Here is a 17447-nt window from a genome sequence, read left to right on the forward strand (position 1 = left end):
GTTTTCTTTTCGGGCGAGGCGGTTTACCAAGGGGCATGACCGCGCAAAGTCCGACCCCGATCCCGGCCCGCATCCCGATCATGCCGACGCTGCTCGTCGCGCTCGCGGTGCTGACGATGATCGGTCTTGGCGTCTGGCAGTTGCAGCGGCGGGAGGAAAAGGCGCAGGCGCTTGCCCTTGCCGCGACCAATCCCGGTAAGCCCGCTATGGCCTTTCCCGGATTGCCTCCCGTCGATCCCGCCATCCTGTTCCGCCCGTCCTCCGTCCACTGCCTTGCCGTCGTGGGCTGGCAGGTGGAGGCTGGGCGCGCCGCGGACGGCAGCAGCGGGTATCGCCACATCGCCCAATGTTCGACCGGCGCGGAAGGGCCGGGCGTGTTGGTGGCCGTGGGGGTCGGGCAGCGGCCGGACCAGTCGCCGGGCTGGTCGGGCGGACAGGTGGAAGGCTGGATCAGCGAGGAGCCGGACCATCGCGCGCTGCTGACCCGGATCGGCGGCAAGGCGCCGCCGCTGCGCCCCATGCTGATCGCAAAGCGCGCGCCGGAAGGGCTGAAGCCCGTCGCGCCACCCAATATCGATGACATCCCGAACAACCATCTCGCCTATGCGATGCAATGGTTCTTCTTCGCCGGCGTGGCGGCCATCATCTATGCGCTGGCGCTGCGGCGGCGGAATATTTCCGCTAGGGGGCCGTAAAAGCCTTAATTGCTTGCCCCCCGCGTCGCCCGGCGTTACCGCGCTTGCCCATCATGCAGTATCAGAGCACCAGGGGGAGCGCGCCGACGCTCGGTTTCGAGGATGTGACGCTGGCGGGCCTCGCGTCCGACGGCGGCCTTTATATTCCCGAGAGCTGGCCCGCCTTCACTCCCGATCAGATTCGCGCCCTTGCCGGACTCTCCTATGTCGAGACGGCGGTTCGGGTCATGGCACCTTTCGTCGCGGGATCGCTGAGCGAAGAGGAACTGCGGGAGCTTTGCACCGCAGCCTATGGGCGGTTCAGCCATGGCGCGGTGACGCCTCTGGTCCAGCTCGATCATCAGCACTGGCTGCTGGAACTGTTCCACGGGCCTACGCTGGCGTTCAAGGATGTCGCGCTCCAGCTGCTCGGCCAATTGTTCGAGCGGTTCCTGTCGCGCCGGGACGACCATCTGACCATCGTTGGCGCGACATCGGGGGATACCGGCTCTGCGGCCATCGATGCGGTGGCGGGGCGAGCGAAGATCGACATCTTCATGCTGCATCCCGACGGGCGAGTGTCGGACGTGCAGCGGCGGCAGATGACCACGGTGCGCGCGCCCAACGTCTACAACATCGCGATCGACGGCAGCTTTGACGAGGCGCAGGCGCTGGTGAAGGCGATGTTCAACGACGCCGCTTTCTCGCGCCGGTTCAACCTGTCGGCGGTGAACAGCATCAACTGGGCGCGGCTGATGGCGCAGGTGGTCTATTATTTCTACGCCGCCGTGCGCCTGGGCGCGCCGGAGCGGCAGGTCGCCTTCTCCGTCCCCACCGGCAATTTCGGCGATGTGTTCGCGGGTTATGTCGCCGCGAAGATGGGCCTGCCGGTCGCGAAGCTGATCGTAGCGACCAACGTCAACGACATCCTGCATCGCGCGCTGTCGGAGGGAGACTATAGCCAGGGTCAGGTGGTGGCGACCGCGACGCCCAGCATGGACATCCAGGTCAGCTCCAACTTCGAACGGCTGCTGTTCGATGCGGGCGGGCGCGACGGCCTGGCCCTTGCGGACCAAATGCGCGGGTTCGAGGCAAGCCGGGCCATGCGCCTCACCAATGCGCAGCGCGAAGGGGCGGCGCATCTGTTCGGTTCCGCCCGGATCGATGCCGACGGCATGACCATGGCGATGCGCTGGGCCTATGACGGGGCGGGGCAGATCGTCGATCCGCACAGCGCTATCGGGCTGGCGGCGGCGCGGGAAGCGGCGCTCGATCCGTCGATCCCCGTGGTGACGCTGGCGACCGCCCATCCCGCCAAGTTCCGCGATGCGGTGGAGCGCGCGACCGGCACCCGCCCGCCTCTCCCGGCGCGCGTGGGCGACCTGTTCGCGCGCGAGGAAAGCTATGCCAAGCTGCCCGGCACGTTTGACGCCGTGACCGCCTATGTGGCGGAACGCGCGACGCCGCGCGCCTGACGGGGTCGATTTGGAACTCAAGACGCTCATCGGCGAACCCTGGTCGGATTACGGCCTGCTGGATTCAGGCGATGGGCGGAAGCTGGAACGCTATGGCCGCTTCCGCTTCATCCGGCCCGAGCCACAGGCGATGTGGAAGCCTGCCACCGCCGACTGGCGCGCCGACGCCGAATTCATCCCCGGATCGGACGAGGATGGCGGCGGCCGCTGGTATTATGAAAAGCCGGTGCCGGCCGAAGGCTGGCCGCTGCACTGGCGTGAAGTGACCTTCCAGTCGAGCTGCACGCCCTTCCGCCATTTGGGGTTCTTCCCCGACATGGCGCCGGTGTGGGACGACCTGCGCAGGGCGATCGCCGACAAGCCCGATGCGGAGGTGATGAACCTGTTCGGCTATACCGGCGTCGGCACGCTGGCGCTGTCGGCCGGCGGCGCGCGCCTGGTGCATGTCGACGCGTCGAAAAAGTCGGTGGCGCAGGCGCGCGCCAACGCCGCCCTGTCGGGCATGGAGGACCGGCCGGTCCGCTGGATCGTCGAGGATGCGGCGAAGTTCGTCGCCCGGGAAGTGCGGCGGGAACGGCGCTATGACGGCATTTTGCTCGACCCGCCCAAATATGGGCGCGGGCCGGACGGCGAGGTGTGGCGGCTGGAAGAAGACCTGCCTGGCTTGGTTGCCAATTGCCGGGCGCTGCTGGACGCCGACAGCCGTTTCCTGTTCCTGACCGTCTATGCCGTGCGCATGTCGGCGCTGGCGATCGGCGAACTGCTGCGTCAGGCGTTCGCGGACTTGCCCGGCACTGTGGAGGCCGGGGAACTGGCGGTGCGGGAAGAGGCGCGGGGCATCGCGCTGCCCACCGCCATCTGGGCGCGGTGGAAGCGCTGATCCGCGCTCAGGCGAGCGTGACGTAGATTTCGGCTTCGATCAGCCATGTGCCGCCGACCTCGCGCCATTTGGCGCTGTAGGTGCCGGACGCCTGAACCGCCCCATCCGCGACGCCCTGCCAGGCGCCAAGCTCCATCGCGACCGGCTCTACCGGAGAGGCGGTGATCGTCTGCGGCGTGCGGGTGTAGATCATTCGTTCCCTGGCGGCGAATTCGCGCTTCCACGCCATCAACTGCGCCTTGCGTCCGGTGATGACGGCGCTGTCGCTGCCGGTCACCATCACCACCTCAGCGCTGAGCAGGGGGCCGATGGCGGCAAGGTCGCCTTCCGCCAGTGCGCGGTTAAAGGAGGCGCGGGCGAGGCGGATGGCGAGGCCGGCGGCGGCGTCCTCAGCCACAACGCGCGGACGTGATCGTCATCGCCTCGTCATAGCTGACGGTCAGCCGGTCGGGCCGAAAGTCCATCGTCATCGCCATGCCGGGGCCGCCCCAGCGCAGCGCCTTCGCGCCCGAAGCCTTGAGCAGCGCCGCGCCGCTTTCTGCGCTTGCCTTTTGCCCCACGAACGCGTCCAGGCCGTCGTTGCGGCATGGTCCTTCGGCGGCGGTGGGGGGCGTTGCCGGTCCCTCGCCATTGGCACCAGCGCAAGCGGTGAGGCCCAGCAGCCCGGCTAGCATCATCGTCCGCATCGTCCGTCCTCTCACTCGGTGCGCGTCATTTTGAGCCGGCCATTCTTGACCGCGAAGGCCATGCGCCCTTCGACCAGATCGACCGCATCACGGCCGAACTGTTCGTAGCGCCAGCCCTCCAGGATAGACAGTCCCTCGCGCACGCCGGCCGCCAGCGCATCGATATCGTCCGTCCGCGCGATCAGCCGCGCCGCCACATTGATGTCGCGCGATCGGATCTTGAGCAGCAGCTTCAAAAGGTCGGCCACCAGCGCGCCGTCCTTGCCCAGGCCCGGTCGGCGCGGTTCGCGGTCGGGCATCTCGTCACGGTGGAGCGGCTGCGCATTCTTGATGGCGTTCATCAGCCGCGCGCCGATGTCGTTGCTCTTCCATGTGGCGGAGAGGCCCCGCACCTTGCCAAGGTCGTCCTGTGCGCGCGGGGGATGGCTGGCGATGTCGGCCAGCGTCTCGTCCTTGACGATGCGACCGCGGGGCAGGTTCTTGTCCTGCGCCTCCATCTCGCGCCAAGCGGCCAGCGCCTTGAGGCGACCCAGCACATCCGCCTTCTTGCTGGCGATGCGCACCCGCTGCCATGCCTGCTGCGGATCATTCTCGTAATTGGCAGGATCGCTGATCCGCTCCATCTCCTGGTCCAGCCAGTCGCCGCGCCCGGTCTTGCGCAGTTCCTCCAGCATCCGGGGGAAAATCTGGATCAGATAGGTGACGTCGCCGATCGCATAGTCGATCTGCCTTTTGTCGAGCGGACGGCGCGCCCAGTCCGTGAAGCGCGCGCCCTTGTCGAGCTGAACGCCCATCCACGCGTCGACCAGATTGCCGTAACCGATCTGTTCGCCAAGGCCCAGGGCCATCGCCGCGATCTGCGTATCGAACATCGGGTGGGGGGTCTTGCCAGTCAGGTTATGGACGATCTCTATGTCCTGCCCGCCGGCGTGAAACACCTTCAGCACATCCTCATTGTCGACCAGCAGGTCCAGCAGCGGCTTCAAGTCGAGGCCGGGTGCCTTGGGATCGATCGCCGCCGCCTCATGGGGGTCGGCCACCTGCACCAGGCAGAGTTCCGGCCAATAGCTGTTCTCCCGCATGAACTCCGTATCGACGGCGATGTAGGGCGATTTGGCGATGCGGGCGCAGAAATCGGAAAGCGCCTTGCTGTCGGTAATCAGCGGATGGATTTGCATATGGACTTCGATCTTATTATGGGCTGGCCCGCTCCCCGGCGGGCTCGTCGAACCATCGACAGACGGGCCATAGCGGGGCTGCAACACTTTGTCATTTCCGTAAAACGAAGCTGAAAGATCAAATCGCCATGCACGCCTATCGCACCCACACCTGCGGCGCCCTGACCACGGGGGAGGTCGGGAATGACGTGCGCGTGTCGGGATGGGTCCACCGCAAGCGCGACCATGGCGGCGTGCTGTTCGTCGACCTGCGCGACCATTATGGCATCACCCAGATCGTGGCGAAGGCGGACAGCGAGCCGCTGGCGATTCTCGAAACCCTGCGCCTTGAGTCGGTCGTGACGATCGAGGGCAAGGTGGTTGCCCGCACCCCGGAAGCGATCAACCCCAAAATGGCGACCGGCGAGATCGAGATCGTGGCCGATCGCGTAACGGTGCTGTCTACGGCGGCGGAACTGCCGCTGCCGGTTGCTGGCGAGCAGGAATATCCGGAGGACATCCGCCTGCGCTACCGCTTCCTTGACCTGCGGCGCGAGACGCTGCACGCCAATATCGTCAAGCGCACCCAGATCATCCGCGACATGCGCCGCCGGATGGAGGATGCGGGCTTCACCGAATATTCGACGCCGATCCTGACGGCATCCTCGCCGGAGGGCGCACGCGACTTTCTGGTGCCGAGCCGCATCCACGCCGGCAAATTCTACGCCCTGCCGCAGGCGCCGCAGCAATATAAGCAGTTGTTGATGGTCGCGGGCTTCGACCGCTATTTCCAGATCGCCCCCTGCTTCCGCGACGAAGATCCGCGCGCCGACCGGCTGCCCGGCGAATTCTACCAGCTCGACCTCGAAATGAGCTTCGTTACGCAGGAAGATGTGTGGAACACGATGGAGCCTGTGATCGCCAGCGTGTTCGAGGCGTTCGCGGAGGGCAAGCCAGTCACCCCGGCTGGCAGCTTCCCGCGCATTCCCCATGCCGAAGCGATGCTGAAATATGGCAGCGACAAGCCCGACCTGCGCAATCCCATCCTGATCCAGGACGTCACCGAGCATTTCGTGGGATCGGGCTTCGGCATCTTCGCGAGCCTAGTGGAAAGCGGCAGCGTTATCCGCGCCATCCCCGCGCCGGGTGCCGGCGCTGGCAGCCGCAAATTCTTCGACGACATGAACGTCTGGGCGCGGGGCGAGGGCTATTCGGGCCTCGGCTATATCAACATCAAGGACGGCGTGCCCGGCGGCCCCATCGCCAAGAATCATGGCGAGGAAGCGACCGCCAAGCTGATCGCGGCGCTGGGCCTTGGCCCCAATGACGGCGTGTTCTTCGCGGCGGGCAAGGAAAGCCAGGCCGCCAAGCTCGCCGGCCTCGCCCGCATCCGCGTGGGCGAGCAGCTGGACCTCATCGACAAGGACCGGTTCGACCTGTGCTGGATCGTCGATTTCCCCTTCTACGAATATGACGAGGACGAGAAGAAGATCGACTTCGCGCACAACCCCTTCTCCATGCCGCAGGGCGGGCTGGAGGCGTTGCAGACGCAGGATCCGCTCAGCCTCAAGGCCTATCAGTACGACATGGTCTGCAACGGCTACGAGATCGCGTCGGGATCGATCCGCAACCAGTCGCCAGAAGCGATGGTCAAGGCGTTCGAGCTGGTCGGCCTCAGCCAGGCGGACGTGGAGGAGCGCTTCGGTGGCCTCTATCGCGCGTTCCAATATGGCGCCCCGCCCCATGGCGGCATGGCGGCTGGCGTCGATCGTATCGTAATGCTGCTGTGCGGCGCGCAGAACCTGCGCGAGATCACGCTCTTCCCGATGAACCAGCGCGCCGAAGACCTGCTGATGGGCGCGCCCAGCCAGGCCGAACTCAAGCAGCTGCGCGAACTGCACATCCGTGTCGTGGAGCCGCAGGCGAAGGCGTGAGTTTTTCCCTTTGCGCCGTGCGCCCGCCGGGTCCAGCATGGCGCAAAGGAAAAGGACGCGCCCATGACCATCGACCTTGCCGATTACGAAACCGGGGCGAAGTACAAGGGCGACTATGACGCCGATCTTGCCGCTCTCCAGCATCGGCTGGCTAAGATACAGGTCGCGCATATCCTGCACGACCGGCGCAGCGTCATCCTGCTGGAAGGGTGGGATGCGGCGGGCAAGGGTGGGATCATCAAGCGGATGACCGCCGACTGGGACCCGCGCTATTATCAGGTCCACCCCATCGCCGCGCCCAGCGAGATCGAGCGCGACCATCATTTCCTCTGGCGCTTCTGGACGCGCCTGCCCGCAGGGCGCAATATCGCGATCTTCGACCGCAGCTGGTATGGGCGGGTGCTGGTGGAACGGGTCGAGGGCTTCTGTTCGAAGAAGGAGTGGAAGCGCGCCTATGACGAGATCAACGCCTTCGAGAAGCAGCAGGTCGAGGCGGGCACCAACCTCATCAAGCTGTTCGTCCACATCACGCAGGAAACGCAGGACGAACAGCTGGCGCAGCGGCTCGATACGCCGTGGAAGCGGTGGAAGACCGGCGCGGACGATTATCGCAACCGGGCGCATCGGGCGGACTATCTCGACGCCATGCATGCCATGTTCAAGAAGACGGACAGCAAGCACGCGCCATGGACGGTGATCGACAATAATAATCGCAAGGCGGGCCGGATCGCGGCGCTGACGCAGGTCGCCGACCGGCTGGAGCAATTGGTGCCGATGGACTTTCCCGACGCGGACCCGGCCGTGGTGAAGCTGGCGCGGGACGCCTTTGGCTATCAGCCCGGCAAAAGCTGAAAAAATGGCGGAAAATCGCCCTTTGTCATCAAAGTGTCACCAAATCCTAACCCGGCATTTACCATTGGGGCGCTAGTCCCCGGCCATGATTTCCGCCGACCGCATCGCGCCTGACGCGTTCGCCCCCGTGCCTTGTGTGGCCTTAGCAGAGGCCGCGCCGGTCGTGCGGCTGGGGCAAAAGCTGAGCGATGCGGTCGATTTCTTTCAGTCGGATCCGGGGCTGCGGCTGCTGCCAGTGCTAAACGGGGCCGGCCGGCCTGTCGGCGCCATCTACGAGCGGGACATGCGGCGCATCCTGTTCAACCCCTTCGGCCATGCGCTGCTGCGCAATCCCAGCTTCGGCGGGCGGCTGGACGATCATGTCCATCGCTGCGCGACCGTGGAGCGCACCGCGAGCGTCGAGGCGCTGGTCGACCTGTTCGCGGCGCAGGGGGCAGGCTGCGAGGGGCTGATCGTTACCGAGAGCGGCCTCTATGCCGGCGTGCTGGGCGGGCCGGCGCTGTTGCGGCTGACGGCGGAGCGCGACGCCCGGGCATCGCTGGCGCGGACAGCGCAGGTCGAGCATGTGACGCGCGAAAGCGCCGCCTTCCGCCATGACGTCGCGGTGATGATCGCTGATCTTACCGCCATGGCCCACCGCTTGTCCGATCTTGCCGCCAAGGCGGTGGACCGCGCGGCCGGAGATGGGGCGGATTCTGTGGCGATGGCCGCCGCCGCGGCACAGACTGCGGAGCGGCTGACGCAGCTGTCGTCAGGCGGCGCGGAACTTGGCGCACTGTTCCAGACGATGGAGGAAGAGGCGCAGAATGCGGGCCAGGCGATCCGGCAAGCTGCGGCGCACAGCCGCGCGGGCCTCAAACGCAGCGCGGCCCTGCGCGAGGAGGCGGACGGGATTGGTGAAGTGATCGCCCTGATCGACGACATCGCCGCCGCCACCGCGATGCTGGCGCTCAATGCCGGGATAGAGGCCGCACGCGCGGGGGAAGCGGGCCATGGGTTCGCGGTGGTTGCGCGCGAGGTCAAGCTGCTGGCGCAACAGACACGCGCCGCCGCTGCCGGTATTGCGGGCCGGATCGACCATATTCGCGGGGCGATCGCCGAGGCTGCCGCGAGCCACGCCCATATGGATGCCACCATGTCGCGGGCCGATCGCCTCTCCAGTGCGGTGTTCGACGCCGTAAGCCGACAGGGCGCGTTCAGCCGGGCGATGGCGCAGAGCGTCGCCGAAGCGGGCGCGTCGAGCGACCATATCCGCGCCGGCGCGCGCCAGATCGGCGACAATGCGCAGGCCAGCGTCGAAGCCGCGCGGGGCATGGGCCAGGTGGCGGACCGGCTGGCGGCGGAGGCCCATCGGCTGGAACGGCGCGCGGGCGGGTTCATCGCGGCGATCAGCGCCGCCTGAGGCACAAATCAACGCTGGCGCGCGCTTCGAAAGCCGCTAGGCTGGCTGCCCAAGGAAAGACAAAGGAGAGGACGCCATGCTCGTGATGTTCGTCGGCACCGACCGGACCCAGACCGCGATCAATCCCGCTCAGGTCACCTTCGTCACGCAGGTCAGCGACGGCACCCGCATCCGCTTCGGCGAAGGGCGCAGCGTTACCGTGACCGAGCCGATCGACGCCGTGCTGGACAGCCTCAACCGCGCGCTGCGCCCGCACGAATAGACGCCGCCCCGATCAGTCGGGGTAGCGGATCGCCATCACCTCATATTCCTTTTCTCCGGCGGGAAGGCGGACGCGGCGCAGATCGCCGACAGCCGCCCCGCGCAGCGCGCGGGCGATGGGCGATCCCCAGCCTATGCGCCCGGCGTCCACGTCCGTCTCGTCATTGCCGACGATGGTGACAGTGCGCTGGTTGTCATCCTCGTCCGCAATCGTGACGGTCGCGCCGAAATAAACCCGGCCTTTGTCGGGCTGCTGGCGGGGATCCACGACCTTGGCGTCCTTCATCTTCTTCGACAGGCGCTTCAATTGCCCGTCGATTTCGCGCATCCGCTTGCGACCATAGAGATAGTCGCCATTCTCGCTGCGGTCGCCATTGCCGGCCGCCCAGCTCACCACCTCCACAATGCGCGGTCGCTCGACGCCCAGCAGGTGATCATATTCGGCGCGCAGCTTCGCGAAGCCTTCGGGCGTGATGTAGTTGGGGTAGGGGGCGGTCATGCCGATGCCCTATAAGCTAATCGCGTTGTCGTCATCCCGGGCTTGGACCCGGGATCCCGCTTTCTTGACGAGGGCCGCTGAAGGAAGGAGCGGAACCGCGAGTCAAGTCCGGGATGACGACCAAATAGATCGGATCAACCCGGCGTCTGCTTGCCCAGATAGCGGCTGAGGACGGCGGTGGTGCCCCGGAACTTCGCGCGTTCGGGGTTCATCGCTTCGTAGACGACGGCGTTTTCAAGCACGCGCTGCACATAGTTGCGCGTTTCGAAGATCGGGATCTGTTCGATCCAGCGCAGCATGTCCGCGCCGCCGATGCGCGGGTCGCCATTGGCGGCGATCCACTTGTTCACATTGCCCGGCCCGGCATTATAGGCGGCGACCGCCAGCGGGTAGCTGCCGCCATAATAATCGAGCATCCGCTGGAAATAGGCGGACCCCAGCATGATGTTGTAGCTCGGCTCGTTCAGCGATGAAGGACTGTAGCTCATGCCGAGCTTCCCCGCCTGCTCGCGCGCGGTGCCGGGCATCAGCTGCATCAGGCCTCGCGCCCCGGCATGGCTGACGATCTGGCGGTCGAACTGGCTTTCCTGCCGCGCGATCGCATGGACCATGGTCCAGTTATATTGCGCCTCGCTCGGCACCGGGACGCGGGGAAAGGCGCTGGTGCCGTAGCCGGTAAGGCCGCTGGAGACGGCGCGGCGGCCTACCATCACGCCCATGTCGGGCCGGCCCAGCGTCTGCGCCAGTTCGGCGGCGAGAAAATGGTCGGCGTCGCTGTCGGCATTGTTGGCGATGGCGCGGGCGAATTTGCTCTGATCCTCCCAATAGCCCATCTGACCCAGCGCCTTGACCGCGCGCACGACCGATCGGTTGTCGAACGCGGCCCGTTCGGCGGCGGAGATGGGCACCGGCCGCTCCACGATGGCGGGAGGAGGCACCGGGCGGCCCAGCCGCTCCAGCGCCAATTGGCCGTAAAACTGGTCGGGATAGGCGGCGGCCTGCGTGAAATAGCTGGTGGCTGTCGCGGAGTCCCCGGACAACAGCGCGGCGCGACCGGCCCAGTAGAAGCCCTTGGACCGGGTCTGTGGCGACTTGGCGGCGTTGGCGTAGGCGCGGAACATCGCCATCGCGTCCGCAGGGCGGTTGAGATTGTAGAAGGCGGTGCTGCCCGCCAGCCAGGCCAGGCTGGTATAATCGTCCCGCACGCCGATCGGCTGGTCCGACAGGTCGGTGCCGGGTGCCACGGCATCGTCTATCTTGCTGGCGATGCCATAGGCGAAGCTCCACTGGCTGTCGTTGGCAGCGGCGCGCGCCTGGCCCAGCAGCACTTCGTAGAATTTCTCCGCATTGGCTGGACGGTAGGTAGCGGCCGGGCGATTCGCGAGATATTGGCGCGCGCCCACCCAATTGCCGCTGTCGCGCATCCACAGTGCCTTGTCCGCGACATAGCCTGCGTCGCTTGCGCCCGCTGCGTCTGCGGCCTGCATCAGCATGGCGGCGTCGGGCGACTTGCGGCGGAAGGCGATCCGCGTTTGGAAAGCGGGGCGGCGCGCCGGACTGACATAGGCGATCATCCGCGCCGCGCCGGCCAGGTCGTTCGCCCACAGGAGCGCGTCGGCACGCTGGTCATGATCCGCAGGGGTAAGGCCGGAGCCGAACAGGGACAGCAAGCGCGCTTCGTCCGTCGGGCTCAGCGAACCGCCGACCCACGCGTTGCGCGCAGCGACCTTCGCCTCCGCCATCCGGCCGAGCTGCATCAGCGCGAGCGCGTTGCGGGCGTGGCCGGTCGCGGTGCGCGCGGGGTAGCGGGCGAAGAAGGCGGCGACCTGAGCCGGATCGAAGCTGTCGGGATTGATGCCCGTCTCCGCCAGCCGGCGCATCCGGTCCTCGCCGGGCCAGCCGGGATTGGCGATCAGGAAGCTCGCATAGGTCGAAAAGCCCAGGCCGTCGCTCTGCTGGAGCGCACGCCATTGGCTGATCGTGCCGACGATGCCGCTGTCCTGCGCCATGCCGATGCGGCTTTGCGCCTGCTGCCATGGCGAAGGCTGGCTGTCCTGTGCGGGCAGGGGCTGGACCATCGCTCCCGTCGAAGATCCATATTCGGGCGGCACCGGCTGGACCGTCTCGGTTTGGGCGCCGGCACCGGCGGTCATGAGCAGCAAGGCAATGATCGGCATGCGTATAAGGTAACTTTCGACATGGGATGAGGCGCGCATGCTGGACATTATCCCCATTGCATCCTTATCAGGCCCTGAATGACGCGCTATAGCGCCCCGCTTGACCGATCATGCCCCGGCCGCCCGGAGAAATGAAGGAGTAAAATCATGTTTTCGGGCTCGATTCCGGCTCTGGTGACCCCGTTTCGCGACGGGCGGGTGGACGAGGCGGCGTTTCGCGCCTTCGTCGACTGGCAGATCGCGGAAGGATCGAGCGCGCTGGTGCCCTGCGGCACGACCGGGGAAAGCGCCACCATGACCGTGGAGGAGCATAACCGCGTCATCGCCATCTGCGTCGATCAGGCGGCGGGGCGGGTGCCGGTGATCGCCGGATGCGGGTCCAACGACACCCGGATCGCGCTTGAACATATGTACGCGGCGCAAGCTGCTGGCGCGGACGCCGCGCTGGTGGTCGCGCCCTATTACAACAAGCCGAATCAGGAGGGGGTGTATCGCCATTTCGCCTATCTGGCGGAGCGGTGCGACCTGCCCATCATCCTCTACAATGTGCCAAGCCGCACCATCACCGACATCGGCGTGCCCGTCATCCACCGCCTGTCGGAGGAATATCAGAGCGTGGTGGGGATCAAGGACGCCACCGGGAATCTCGGGCGGGTCACCGCGCAGCGCCTGGCCTGCCGCGCCGACTTCTGCCAGCTTTCCGGCAATGACGAAACGGCACTCGGCTTCAACGCGATGGGCGGCAAGGGGTGCATCAGCGTCACCGCCAATGTCGCGCCGCGGCTTTGTGCCGAGTTCCAGGCGGCCTGCGCCGCGAACGATTGGGATGGCGCGTTGGCGCTACAGGATCGTCTCTATCCCCTGCATGACGCGCTGTTCAGCGATTCTTCACCCGGCCCGGTTAAATATGCGCTCACGCGGGTCCGGCCCGACATGCCGGGCGACGTTCGCCTGCCGATCACCTGGCCTTCGGAATCGAGCCGGGCGGCGGTGGACCGGGCGCTGGAGATTGCGGGGCTGGTGTGACGCGCCCCAGCACCTATATGGTGAAGTGAGTTAGAACCGATACATGGCCCGCCCCCGTCCCGAAACCTTCGACAAGAAGAAGATCGTCGCCGAGAACCGGCGGGCGAAGTTCGAATATTTCCTGGAGGACGTGTTCGAAGCCGGGATCGCCTTGCAGGGCACCGAAGTGAAATCGCTGCGCTTTGGCGAAGGCAATATCGCCGAAAGCTATGCCGAGGTGAAGGGCAGCCAAGTGTGGCTGGTCAACAGCAACATCCCCGAATTCAGCCATGGCAACCGCTTCAACCATGAATCCAAACGGCCCCGCAAGCTGTTGCTGCACGAGCGCGAGATCGCCCGGATGCACGGCGCTGTCGAGCGCAAGGGCATGACGCTGGTGCCGCTGTCGCTCTATTTCAACAGCCGCGGCAAGGTGAAGGTCGAACTGGCGCTGGCCAAGGGCAAGCAGAACCATGACAAGCGCGAGACGATCAAGGAGCGCGACTGGAAGCGGGATCAGCAGCGCATCATGAAGGCGCACGGTTGATGAGCCGTCTGACCCGCTGGTGGCACGCCAATTGCCCGACCCGCGAGTCGCTGGAGCAGAGCCGCGTTCTTGCCCCCGTCGCCCATCGCGTGCTGGAACCCTCGCTCTGGCGCTTCACGCGCCGGTCGGTGCCGCGCGGGGTGGCGCTGGGCCTGTTCGTCGGCATCTTCCTGCTGATCCCTGGCGTGCAGATCGCCGGCGCGGCGCTGCTGGCGCTGCCCTTCCGCGCCAACATCCCCGTCGCCGCCGCGATGACATTCCTGTCCAACCCTGCGACCACGCCGCTGATCCTCATGGCATCGGTGTGGCTCGGCAACTGGATATTGGGCCGCAGCGCCGACGCGTCGGGCTTCATGGCGCTGGTTGATCGCCACGCCTCGATCCGCGAATGGACCGCCTGGCTCTTTTCCGAAGCCGCGCCGGCCATGCTGCTCGGCCTCTTCCTCATCTCGCTCGCCTGCGCGGTCGTCGGCTATGTCCTCGCGGACTGGTTCTGGCGCCACCGCATGGGCCGCAAATGGCAGGCCCGCAAATTGAGGATTGGCAAGGTCCACCAAAGCAGCGCATTGGAGAAGGCGCGCGTCTGACATCGCGGCGCGCCGGTTCCGGGTGATTGCAGGGATATGGGGTTGAAAAGGGGTGAAGATGCCTGGCTGAACCAGCCGCGCTCGCGCTTGGCGATGCCGCTGCTGATCGTCGCGGCGCTGGCGTCCGCCCTGCTGGTCCTCTACGCCGCCGGCAGCCTGCCGCTGGCCGCCGGCTTCGCCGCTGCCGTGCTGACCGCCGCCGCGCTGATGGTCTGGTATCAGCGCCTCTATCCGCCCGACGTGGTCAACCGTGACGCCACGCCCGACTGGACCGTGGCGCGCGCCGCCGCCGACGCCTCCACCATGGCGATCGCCGTCACCGACCGGGCGGGAAAGCTGGTCTGCGCCAGCGACCTGTTCGGCGAATGGTTCCCCGGCTATCCGACGCCCCCCGCCATCACCGCCGACGAAGCGCTTTCCGCCAGCCTGGCCTCGGTCGCCCGCGCGGCGTGGCGCGACGGCGAGGCGCGGCACGAGGGCATGGTGCAGGGCGCGTTGCGGCTGGATGTCGATGTGACGCGCACCGGTCGGACGGAGGAATATCTGCTCTGGCGCTTCACGCCCGTGCGCCTGCCCAGCGCGCTGGACGACGTGCACCGCTTCCTCACCGGGGAGGCGGGGCGGCAGCTGGGCGAAGCAGGCATCATGGCGGTGATGATCGGCGGGGAAGGGCGCATCCGCGCCGCCAACGGCGCCTTCCTGCTGCGCGCCGCGGGGCGCATCGACGCCAATATCACCGGCCGGGACTTCGCCGCCCATATGCGCGTGGACGACAAGGGTCGGCTGTTCCTGGCGCGGGAGGAGCAGGGCGGGCTGCCGCTCCATCTGCTCCAAGTGCCGCTGAAGCGCGCGGCCCAGCCGCACGGCGTCCAGACGTCGGCGCAGGACGGGCCGATGCTGCTGCTGCTGATCGATGAGCCTTCGGGCGGCGGCGGCACGTCGGCGCTATCCTATATCGAAACTTTGTTGTCGCTGCTGCCCTTCGGCCTCGCCATGGCGGACCGCGACGGGCGGATGCTCTTCGCCAACCATGCCTTCGCCCGCGCCGCCGGGATCAAGGGAGACAAGCCGAGCTATCCCGGCGACCTCGTCGTGCGGGAGGACCAGGCGGCCGTGGCCGACGCCGTGCGCCGCTTCGCGGTCGGGCCGCAGATGTCGGGCGACATCGCCGTGCGGATGCGCGACAATCCTGACGATCCGGTCGCGCTCAGCCTGGCGGGCGTGCGGGGCCTGGGCGAAGCGGCGGTGCTGCTCAGCCTCAAGGACAATAGCGAGGAATCGATGCTGAAGCGCCAGGTGGCGCAGGCAACGAAGATGCAGGCGATCGGCCAGCTCGCCGGCGGCGTGGCGCATGATTTCAACAACATCCTGACCGCCATCATCGGCCATTGCGACCTGATGATGATGCGCCATACGCCCGGCGACAGCGATTATGACGACATCCAGCAGGTGAAGTCGAACAGCAACCGCGCCGCCGCGCTCACCCGCCAGCTGCTCGCCTTTTCGCGCCAGCAAACCTTGCGGCCCCAGATATTGCAGCTGCCCGACATCGTCGCCGACGTGTCCACGTTGCTCAAGCGCCTGCTGGGCGAGAATGTGAAGCTGGACGTCACCCATGGCCGCAATCTGGGCGCGGTGCGCGCCGACCCCGGCCAGATGGAGCAGGTGATCGTGAACCTGGCCGTCAACGCCCGCGACGCCATGCCCGAAGGCGGCACGCTGCACATCCAGACCTATGCCGTGCCCGCCGCCAAGGTGCGGGACATGCGTCAGCAGATCCTGCCCGTCGCCGACTATAGCGCGCTGCGCGTGTCCGATACCGGGCTTGGCATCCCGCCCGACATATTGGCGAAGATCTTCGAGCCCTTCTTCACCACCAAGGAACTGGGCAAGGGCACGGGCCTTGGTCTGTCGACCGTCTATGGCATCGTCAAGCAGTCGGGCGGCTATATCTTCGCCGAATCCGAACTGGGGCGCGGCGCCAGCTTCGTCATCTACCTGCCGGTGCACAGCGGAGAGGCGGAGCAGCCGGCGGCTCCGGCCGCCCTGTCCGCGCGGGCGGACACATGGGGAACCGGCACGATCCTGCTGGTGGAGGACGAGGACATGGTCCGCGCCGTCGCCGAACGCGCACTCACGCGCCAGGGCTACAAGGTGTTGACGGCCAATGACGGCGAACAGGGGCTGGAAGTGCTTGCGGGCGGGGAGGAGATCGACCTGCTGATCTCCGACGTGGTGATGCCCAATATGGACGGCCCGGCGATGGTCGCCCGCGCCCGCGACACCCATCCCGACCTGCCGGTGCTGTTCATGTCGGGCTATGCCGAGGAACAGCTGCGCAAGTCGATCGACATCGCCAACGTCGCCTTCCTGCCCAAGCCCTTCTCCGTCAGCCAGCTGGCGCAGGCGGCGCGCGAGGCGATGGCGCAGCGGCCGGCGGCGGAATAGGGCTCAATCGCCCGAAACCTTGCCTTCATCGTCCTTCAGCCTGGCCTTGACGCGCCGCGACCGCGCCGCCTGGATCAGATTCTCGATCTCGAACAGCAAGTTCCGGCCTTGGTCCGTCTTGCCATTGGTGTCATCGGGATCGTCGGCGAACAAGGCCTTGGCTCGCGCCGCTAGGTCCATAAGCTGTGCATAGCGCTCCTCGCCCAGCTTCTTGCGGACCTTGCCGAACCCTTCGGTGAGCGAAAAGAATTCTGTGTCGATATTTTGCCTGACGAAGTACCCTGTCTTGTCGATGAAGGTCGGCGCTCCCAGGATCATTGATCCCAACAGGTCGTAAATTTCACTCAGAGTGGCAGGGATATAGGGGTTTGGGTTACGATAGGGATGTCCAGCATCACTCATTATTTCGTCTCCGGCCGAACTATTAGATAAGTGCTGTCTGATCCGACCTGACGAGGCCGGATTATGATGACATGGGTAGGTCTAAAGTCCGCCTCAAAAAAGCCTCTTATTTGTCCAGTTTTCAAGGTTTTCTGCGTCAATGTGACATCGTACGCGATGTCTCCGACTCTTGCATCGGGAAGACGGAAGCTTGTCTCACCGGCCGAACTATTATTTTCTCGACGATTAACGCGCACTGGACCTTTTCCCGCCGCATCAATGCCGAACCGCGAAAAATTCTTGCGGAGGTCAAACCTTACTCGCCGATCGATAAAATTACCGAGAGCTTCTGCATTAGGTTTCGTGGACAAAGGGTATCCATTGCAGGGCTGAGACGAGATTGACGAAGCCGAGGTAGGACTCTTTGGTTTTGTCGTATCGAGTTGCGATACGCCGCCAGTTCTTGAGTTTGTTGAAGAGGC

At 66.0% G+C, this 17447-nt stretch carries 17 protein-coding genes and 1 pseudogene; 11 read left to right on the forward strand and 7 right to left on the reverse strand.

Translation table 11 applies throughout. The annotated features are described in order from the left end of the window. The first annotated feature begins 35 nt into the window (after positions 1-35). Genes ACFQ24_RS16695 through ACFQ24_RS16705 form a run of 3 tightly spaced genes read left to right on the forward strand, consistent with a single transcriptional unit; the run spans position 36 to position 3029 of the window. Positions 36-695, forward strand: a complete 660-nt coding sequence (locus ACFQ24_RS16695) for an SURF1 family protein (RefSeq protein ID WP_380913245.1) — start codon at positions 36-38, stop codon at positions 693-695. Positions 696-748: 53 nt separating this feature from the next. Continuing rightward, the gene (gene thrC, locus ACFQ24_RS16700; protein WP_380913247.1) at positions 749-2149 is read left to right on the forward strand and encodes a threonine synthase; all 1401 of its coding nucleotides are present in this window, start codon (positions 749-751) and stop codon (positions 2147-2149) included. Positions 2150-2159: 10 nt separating this feature from the next. Then, positions 2160-3029: a class I SAM-dependent methyltransferase gene (locus ACFQ24_RS16705; protein WP_380913249.1), complete on the forward strand. Its 870-nt coding sequence runs from the start codon at positions 2160-2162 to the stop codon at positions 3027-3029. A gap of 7 nt (positions 3030-3036) precedes the next feature. Here ACFQ24_RS16705 and ACFQ24_RS16710 read toward each other — a convergent pair whose 3' ends face one another. The 3 genes from ACFQ24_RS16710 to rnd are packed head-to-tail and all read right to left on the reverse strand — an operon-like array spanning position 3037 to position 4893. Then, complete coding sequence (locus ACFQ24_RS16710; protein WP_380913251.1) at positions 3037-3426, reverse strand: nuclear transport factor 2 family protein; 390 nt, start codon at positions 3424-3426, stop codon at positions 3037-3039. Beyond that, positions 3419-3715, reverse strand: a complete 297-nt coding sequence (locus ACFQ24_RS16715) for an I78 family peptidase inhibitor (protein WP_380913253.1) — start codon at positions 3713-3715, stop codon at positions 3419-3421. Before ACFQ24_RS16715 ends, ACFQ24_RS16710 begins: the two co-directional genes overlap by 8 nt. Positions 3716-3726: 11 nt before the next feature. Beyond that, complete coding sequence (gene rnd, locus ACFQ24_RS16720; protein WP_380913255.1) at positions 3727-4893, reverse strand: ribonuclease D; 1167 nt, start codon at positions 4891-4893, stop codon at positions 3727-3729. A 128-nt stretch (positions 4894-5021) separates the two neighbouring features. On the opposite strand from rnd, the gene aspS reads away from it, so the two are divergent. The 4 genes from aspS (at position 5022) to ACFQ24_RS16740 (ending at position 9322) form a co-directional block, all read left to right on the forward strand. Continuing rightward, entirely contained in the window at positions 5022-6806 is a 1785-nt protein-coding gene (gene aspS / locus ACFQ24_RS16725) for an aspartate--tRNA ligase (RefSeq protein WP_380913257.1), read from the forward strand. Positions 6807-6869: 63 nt separating this feature from the next. After that, entirely contained in the window at positions 6870-7658 is a 789-nt protein-coding gene (locus ACFQ24_RS16730) for a polyphosphate kinase 2 family protein (RefSeq protein ID WP_380913259.1), read from the forward strand. A gap of 85 nt (positions 7659-7743) precedes the next feature. Continuing rightward, positions 7744-9060 carry a methyl-accepting chemotaxis protein gene (locus ACFQ24_RS16735; protein WP_380913261.1) on the forward strand — a complete coding sequence of 439 codons (1317 nt, stop codon included), beginning with the start codon at positions 7744-7746 and terminating at the stop codon, positions 9058-9060. 76 nt (positions 9061-9136) lie between these two features. Continuing rightward, a complete protein-coding gene (locus tag ACFQ24_RS16740) occupies positions 9137-9322 on the forward strand; it encodes a hypothetical protein (protein WP_066696002.1) in 186 nt (61 codons plus the stop codon). A gap of 12 nt (positions 9323-9334) precedes the next feature. Here the strand turns inward: ACFQ24_RS16740 and greB are convergent, their stop codons facing one another. Together greB and ACFQ24_RS16750 are read right to left on the reverse strand one after the other, a co-directional pair. Next, positions 9335-9820 (reverse strand): transcription elongation factor GreB, encoded by a 486-nt coding sequence (gene greB, locus ACFQ24_RS16745; RefSeq protein WP_380913263.1) that lies wholly within the window; start codon positions 9818-9820, stop codon positions 9335-9337. A gap of 134 nt (positions 9821-9954) precedes the next feature. Continuing rightward, entirely contained in the window at positions 9955-11997 is a 2043-nt protein-coding gene (locus tag ACFQ24_RS16750) for a lytic transglycosylase domain-containing protein (protein WP_380913289.1), read from the reverse strand. Positions 11998-12144: 147 nt separating this feature from the next. Here ACFQ24_RS16750 and dapA point away from each other — a divergent pair, with 147 nt between their 5' ends. Genes dapA through ACFQ24_RS16770 form a run of 4 tightly spaced genes read left to right on the forward strand, consistent with a single transcriptional unit; the run spans position 12145 to position 16584 of the window. Then, on the forward strand, positions 12145-13023 hold the full coding sequence (gene dapA / locus ACFQ24_RS16755; protein WP_380913265.1) for a 4-hydroxy-tetrahydrodipicolinate synthase: 879 nt from the start codon (positions 12145-12147) through the stop codon (positions 13021-13023). A 43-nt stretch (positions 13024-13066) separates the two neighbouring features. Beyond that, on the forward strand, positions 13067-13549 hold the full coding sequence (gene smpB / locus ACFQ24_RS16760; RefSeq protein ID WP_380913267.1) for an SsrA-binding protein SmpB: 483 nt from the start codon (positions 13067-13069) through the stop codon (positions 13547-13549). Then, complete coding sequence (locus ACFQ24_RS16765; protein ID WP_380913269.1) at positions 13546-14136, forward strand: DUF2062 domain-containing protein; 591 nt, start codon at positions 13546-13548, stop codon at positions 14134-14136. The genes smpB and ACFQ24_RS16765 overlap by 4 nt, the downstream gene beginning before the upstream one ends. Positions 14137-14172: 36 nt before the next feature. Beyond that, positions 14173-16584 (forward strand): response regulator, encoded by a 2412-nt coding sequence (locus tag ACFQ24_RS16770; RefSeq protein WP_380913271.1) that lies wholly within the window; start codon positions 14173-14175, stop codon positions 16582-16584. 3 nt (positions 16585-16587) lie between these two features. Here ACFQ24_RS16770 and ACFQ24_RS16775 read toward each other — a convergent pair whose 3' ends face one another. Both ACFQ24_RS16775 and ACFQ24_RS16780 read right to left on the reverse strand, forming a co-directional pair. Further along, positions 16588-16986 carry a hypothetical protein gene (locus tag ACFQ24_RS16775; RefSeq protein ID WP_380913273.1) on the reverse strand — a complete coding sequence of 133 codons (399 nt, stop codon included), beginning with the start codon at positions 16984-16986 and terminating at the stop codon, positions 16588-16590. A 333-nt stretch (positions 16987-17319) separates the two neighbouring features. Then, positions 17320-17447, reverse strand: a pseudogene (locus tag ACFQ24_RS16780) (IS5 family transposase); the annotation flags it as partial.

This window comes from Sphingobium olei (genome assembly GCF_042678845.1).
GTDB classification, from domain to species: Bacteria; Pseudomonadota; Alphaproteobacteria; order Sphingomonadales; family Sphingomonadaceae; genus Sphingobium; species Sphingobium olei.

What these genes read in the sequence shown, in the direction of transcription:
- dapA (WP_380913265.1), top strand. Translation starts at nt 12,145, where the DNA reads ATGTTTTCGGGCTCGATTCCGGCTCTGGTGACCCCGTTTCGCGACGGG.
- ACFQ24_RS16715 (WP_380913253.1), bottom strand. Translation starts at nt 3,715, where the DNA reads ATGCGGACGATGATGCTAGCCGGGCTGCTGGGCCTCACCGCTTGCGCT.
- ACFQ24_RS16750 (WP_380913289.1), bottom strand. Translation starts at nt 11,997, where the DNA reads ATGCCGATCATTGCCTTGCTGCTCATGACCGCCGGTGCCGGCGCCCAA.
- thrC (WP_380913247.1), top strand. Translation starts at nt 749, where the DNA reads ATGCAGTATCAGAGCACCAGGGGGAGCGCGCCGACGCTCGGTTTCGAG.
- ACFQ24_RS16740 (WP_066696002.1), top strand. Translation starts at nt 9,137, where the DNA reads ATGCTCGTGATGTTCGTCGGCACCGACCGGACCCAGACCGCGATCAAT.
- ACFQ24_RS16695 (WP_380913245.1), top strand. Translation starts at nt 36, where the DNA reads ATGACCGCGCAAAGTCCGACCCCGATCCCGGCCCGCATCCCGATCATG.
- ACFQ24_RS16730 (WP_380913259.1), top strand. Translation starts at nt 6,870, where the DNA reads ATGACCATCGACCTTGCCGATTACGAAACCGGGGCGAAGTACAAGGGC.
- rnd (WP_380913255.1), bottom strand. Translation starts at nt 4,893, where the DNA reads ATGCAAATCCATCCGCTGATTACCGACAGCAAGGCGCTTTCCGATTTC.
- ACFQ24_RS16775 (WP_380913273.1), bottom strand. Translation starts at nt 16,986, where the DNA reads ATGAGTGATGCTGGACATCCCTATCGTAACCCAAACCCCTATATCCCT.
- smpB (WP_380913267.1), top strand. Translation starts at nt 13,067, where the DNA reads ATGGCCCGCCCCCGTCCCGAAACCTTCGACAAGAAGAAGATCGTCGCC.
- greB (WP_380913263.1), bottom strand. Translation starts at nt 9,820, where the DNA reads ATGACCGCCCCCTACCCCAACTACATCACGCCCGAAGGCTTCGCGAAG.
- aspS (WP_380913257.1), top strand. Translation starts at nt 5,022, where the DNA reads ATGCACGCCTATCGCACCCACACCTGCGGCGCCCTGACCACGGGGGAG.
- ACFQ24_RS16735 (WP_380913261.1), top strand. Translation starts at nt 7,744, where the DNA reads ATGATTTCCGCCGACCGCATCGCGCCTGACGCGTTCGCCCCCGTGCCT.
- ACFQ24_RS16770 (WP_380913271.1), top strand. Translation starts at nt 14,173, where the DNA reads ATGGGGTTGAAAAGGGGTGAAGATGCCTGGCTGAACCAGCCGCGCTCG.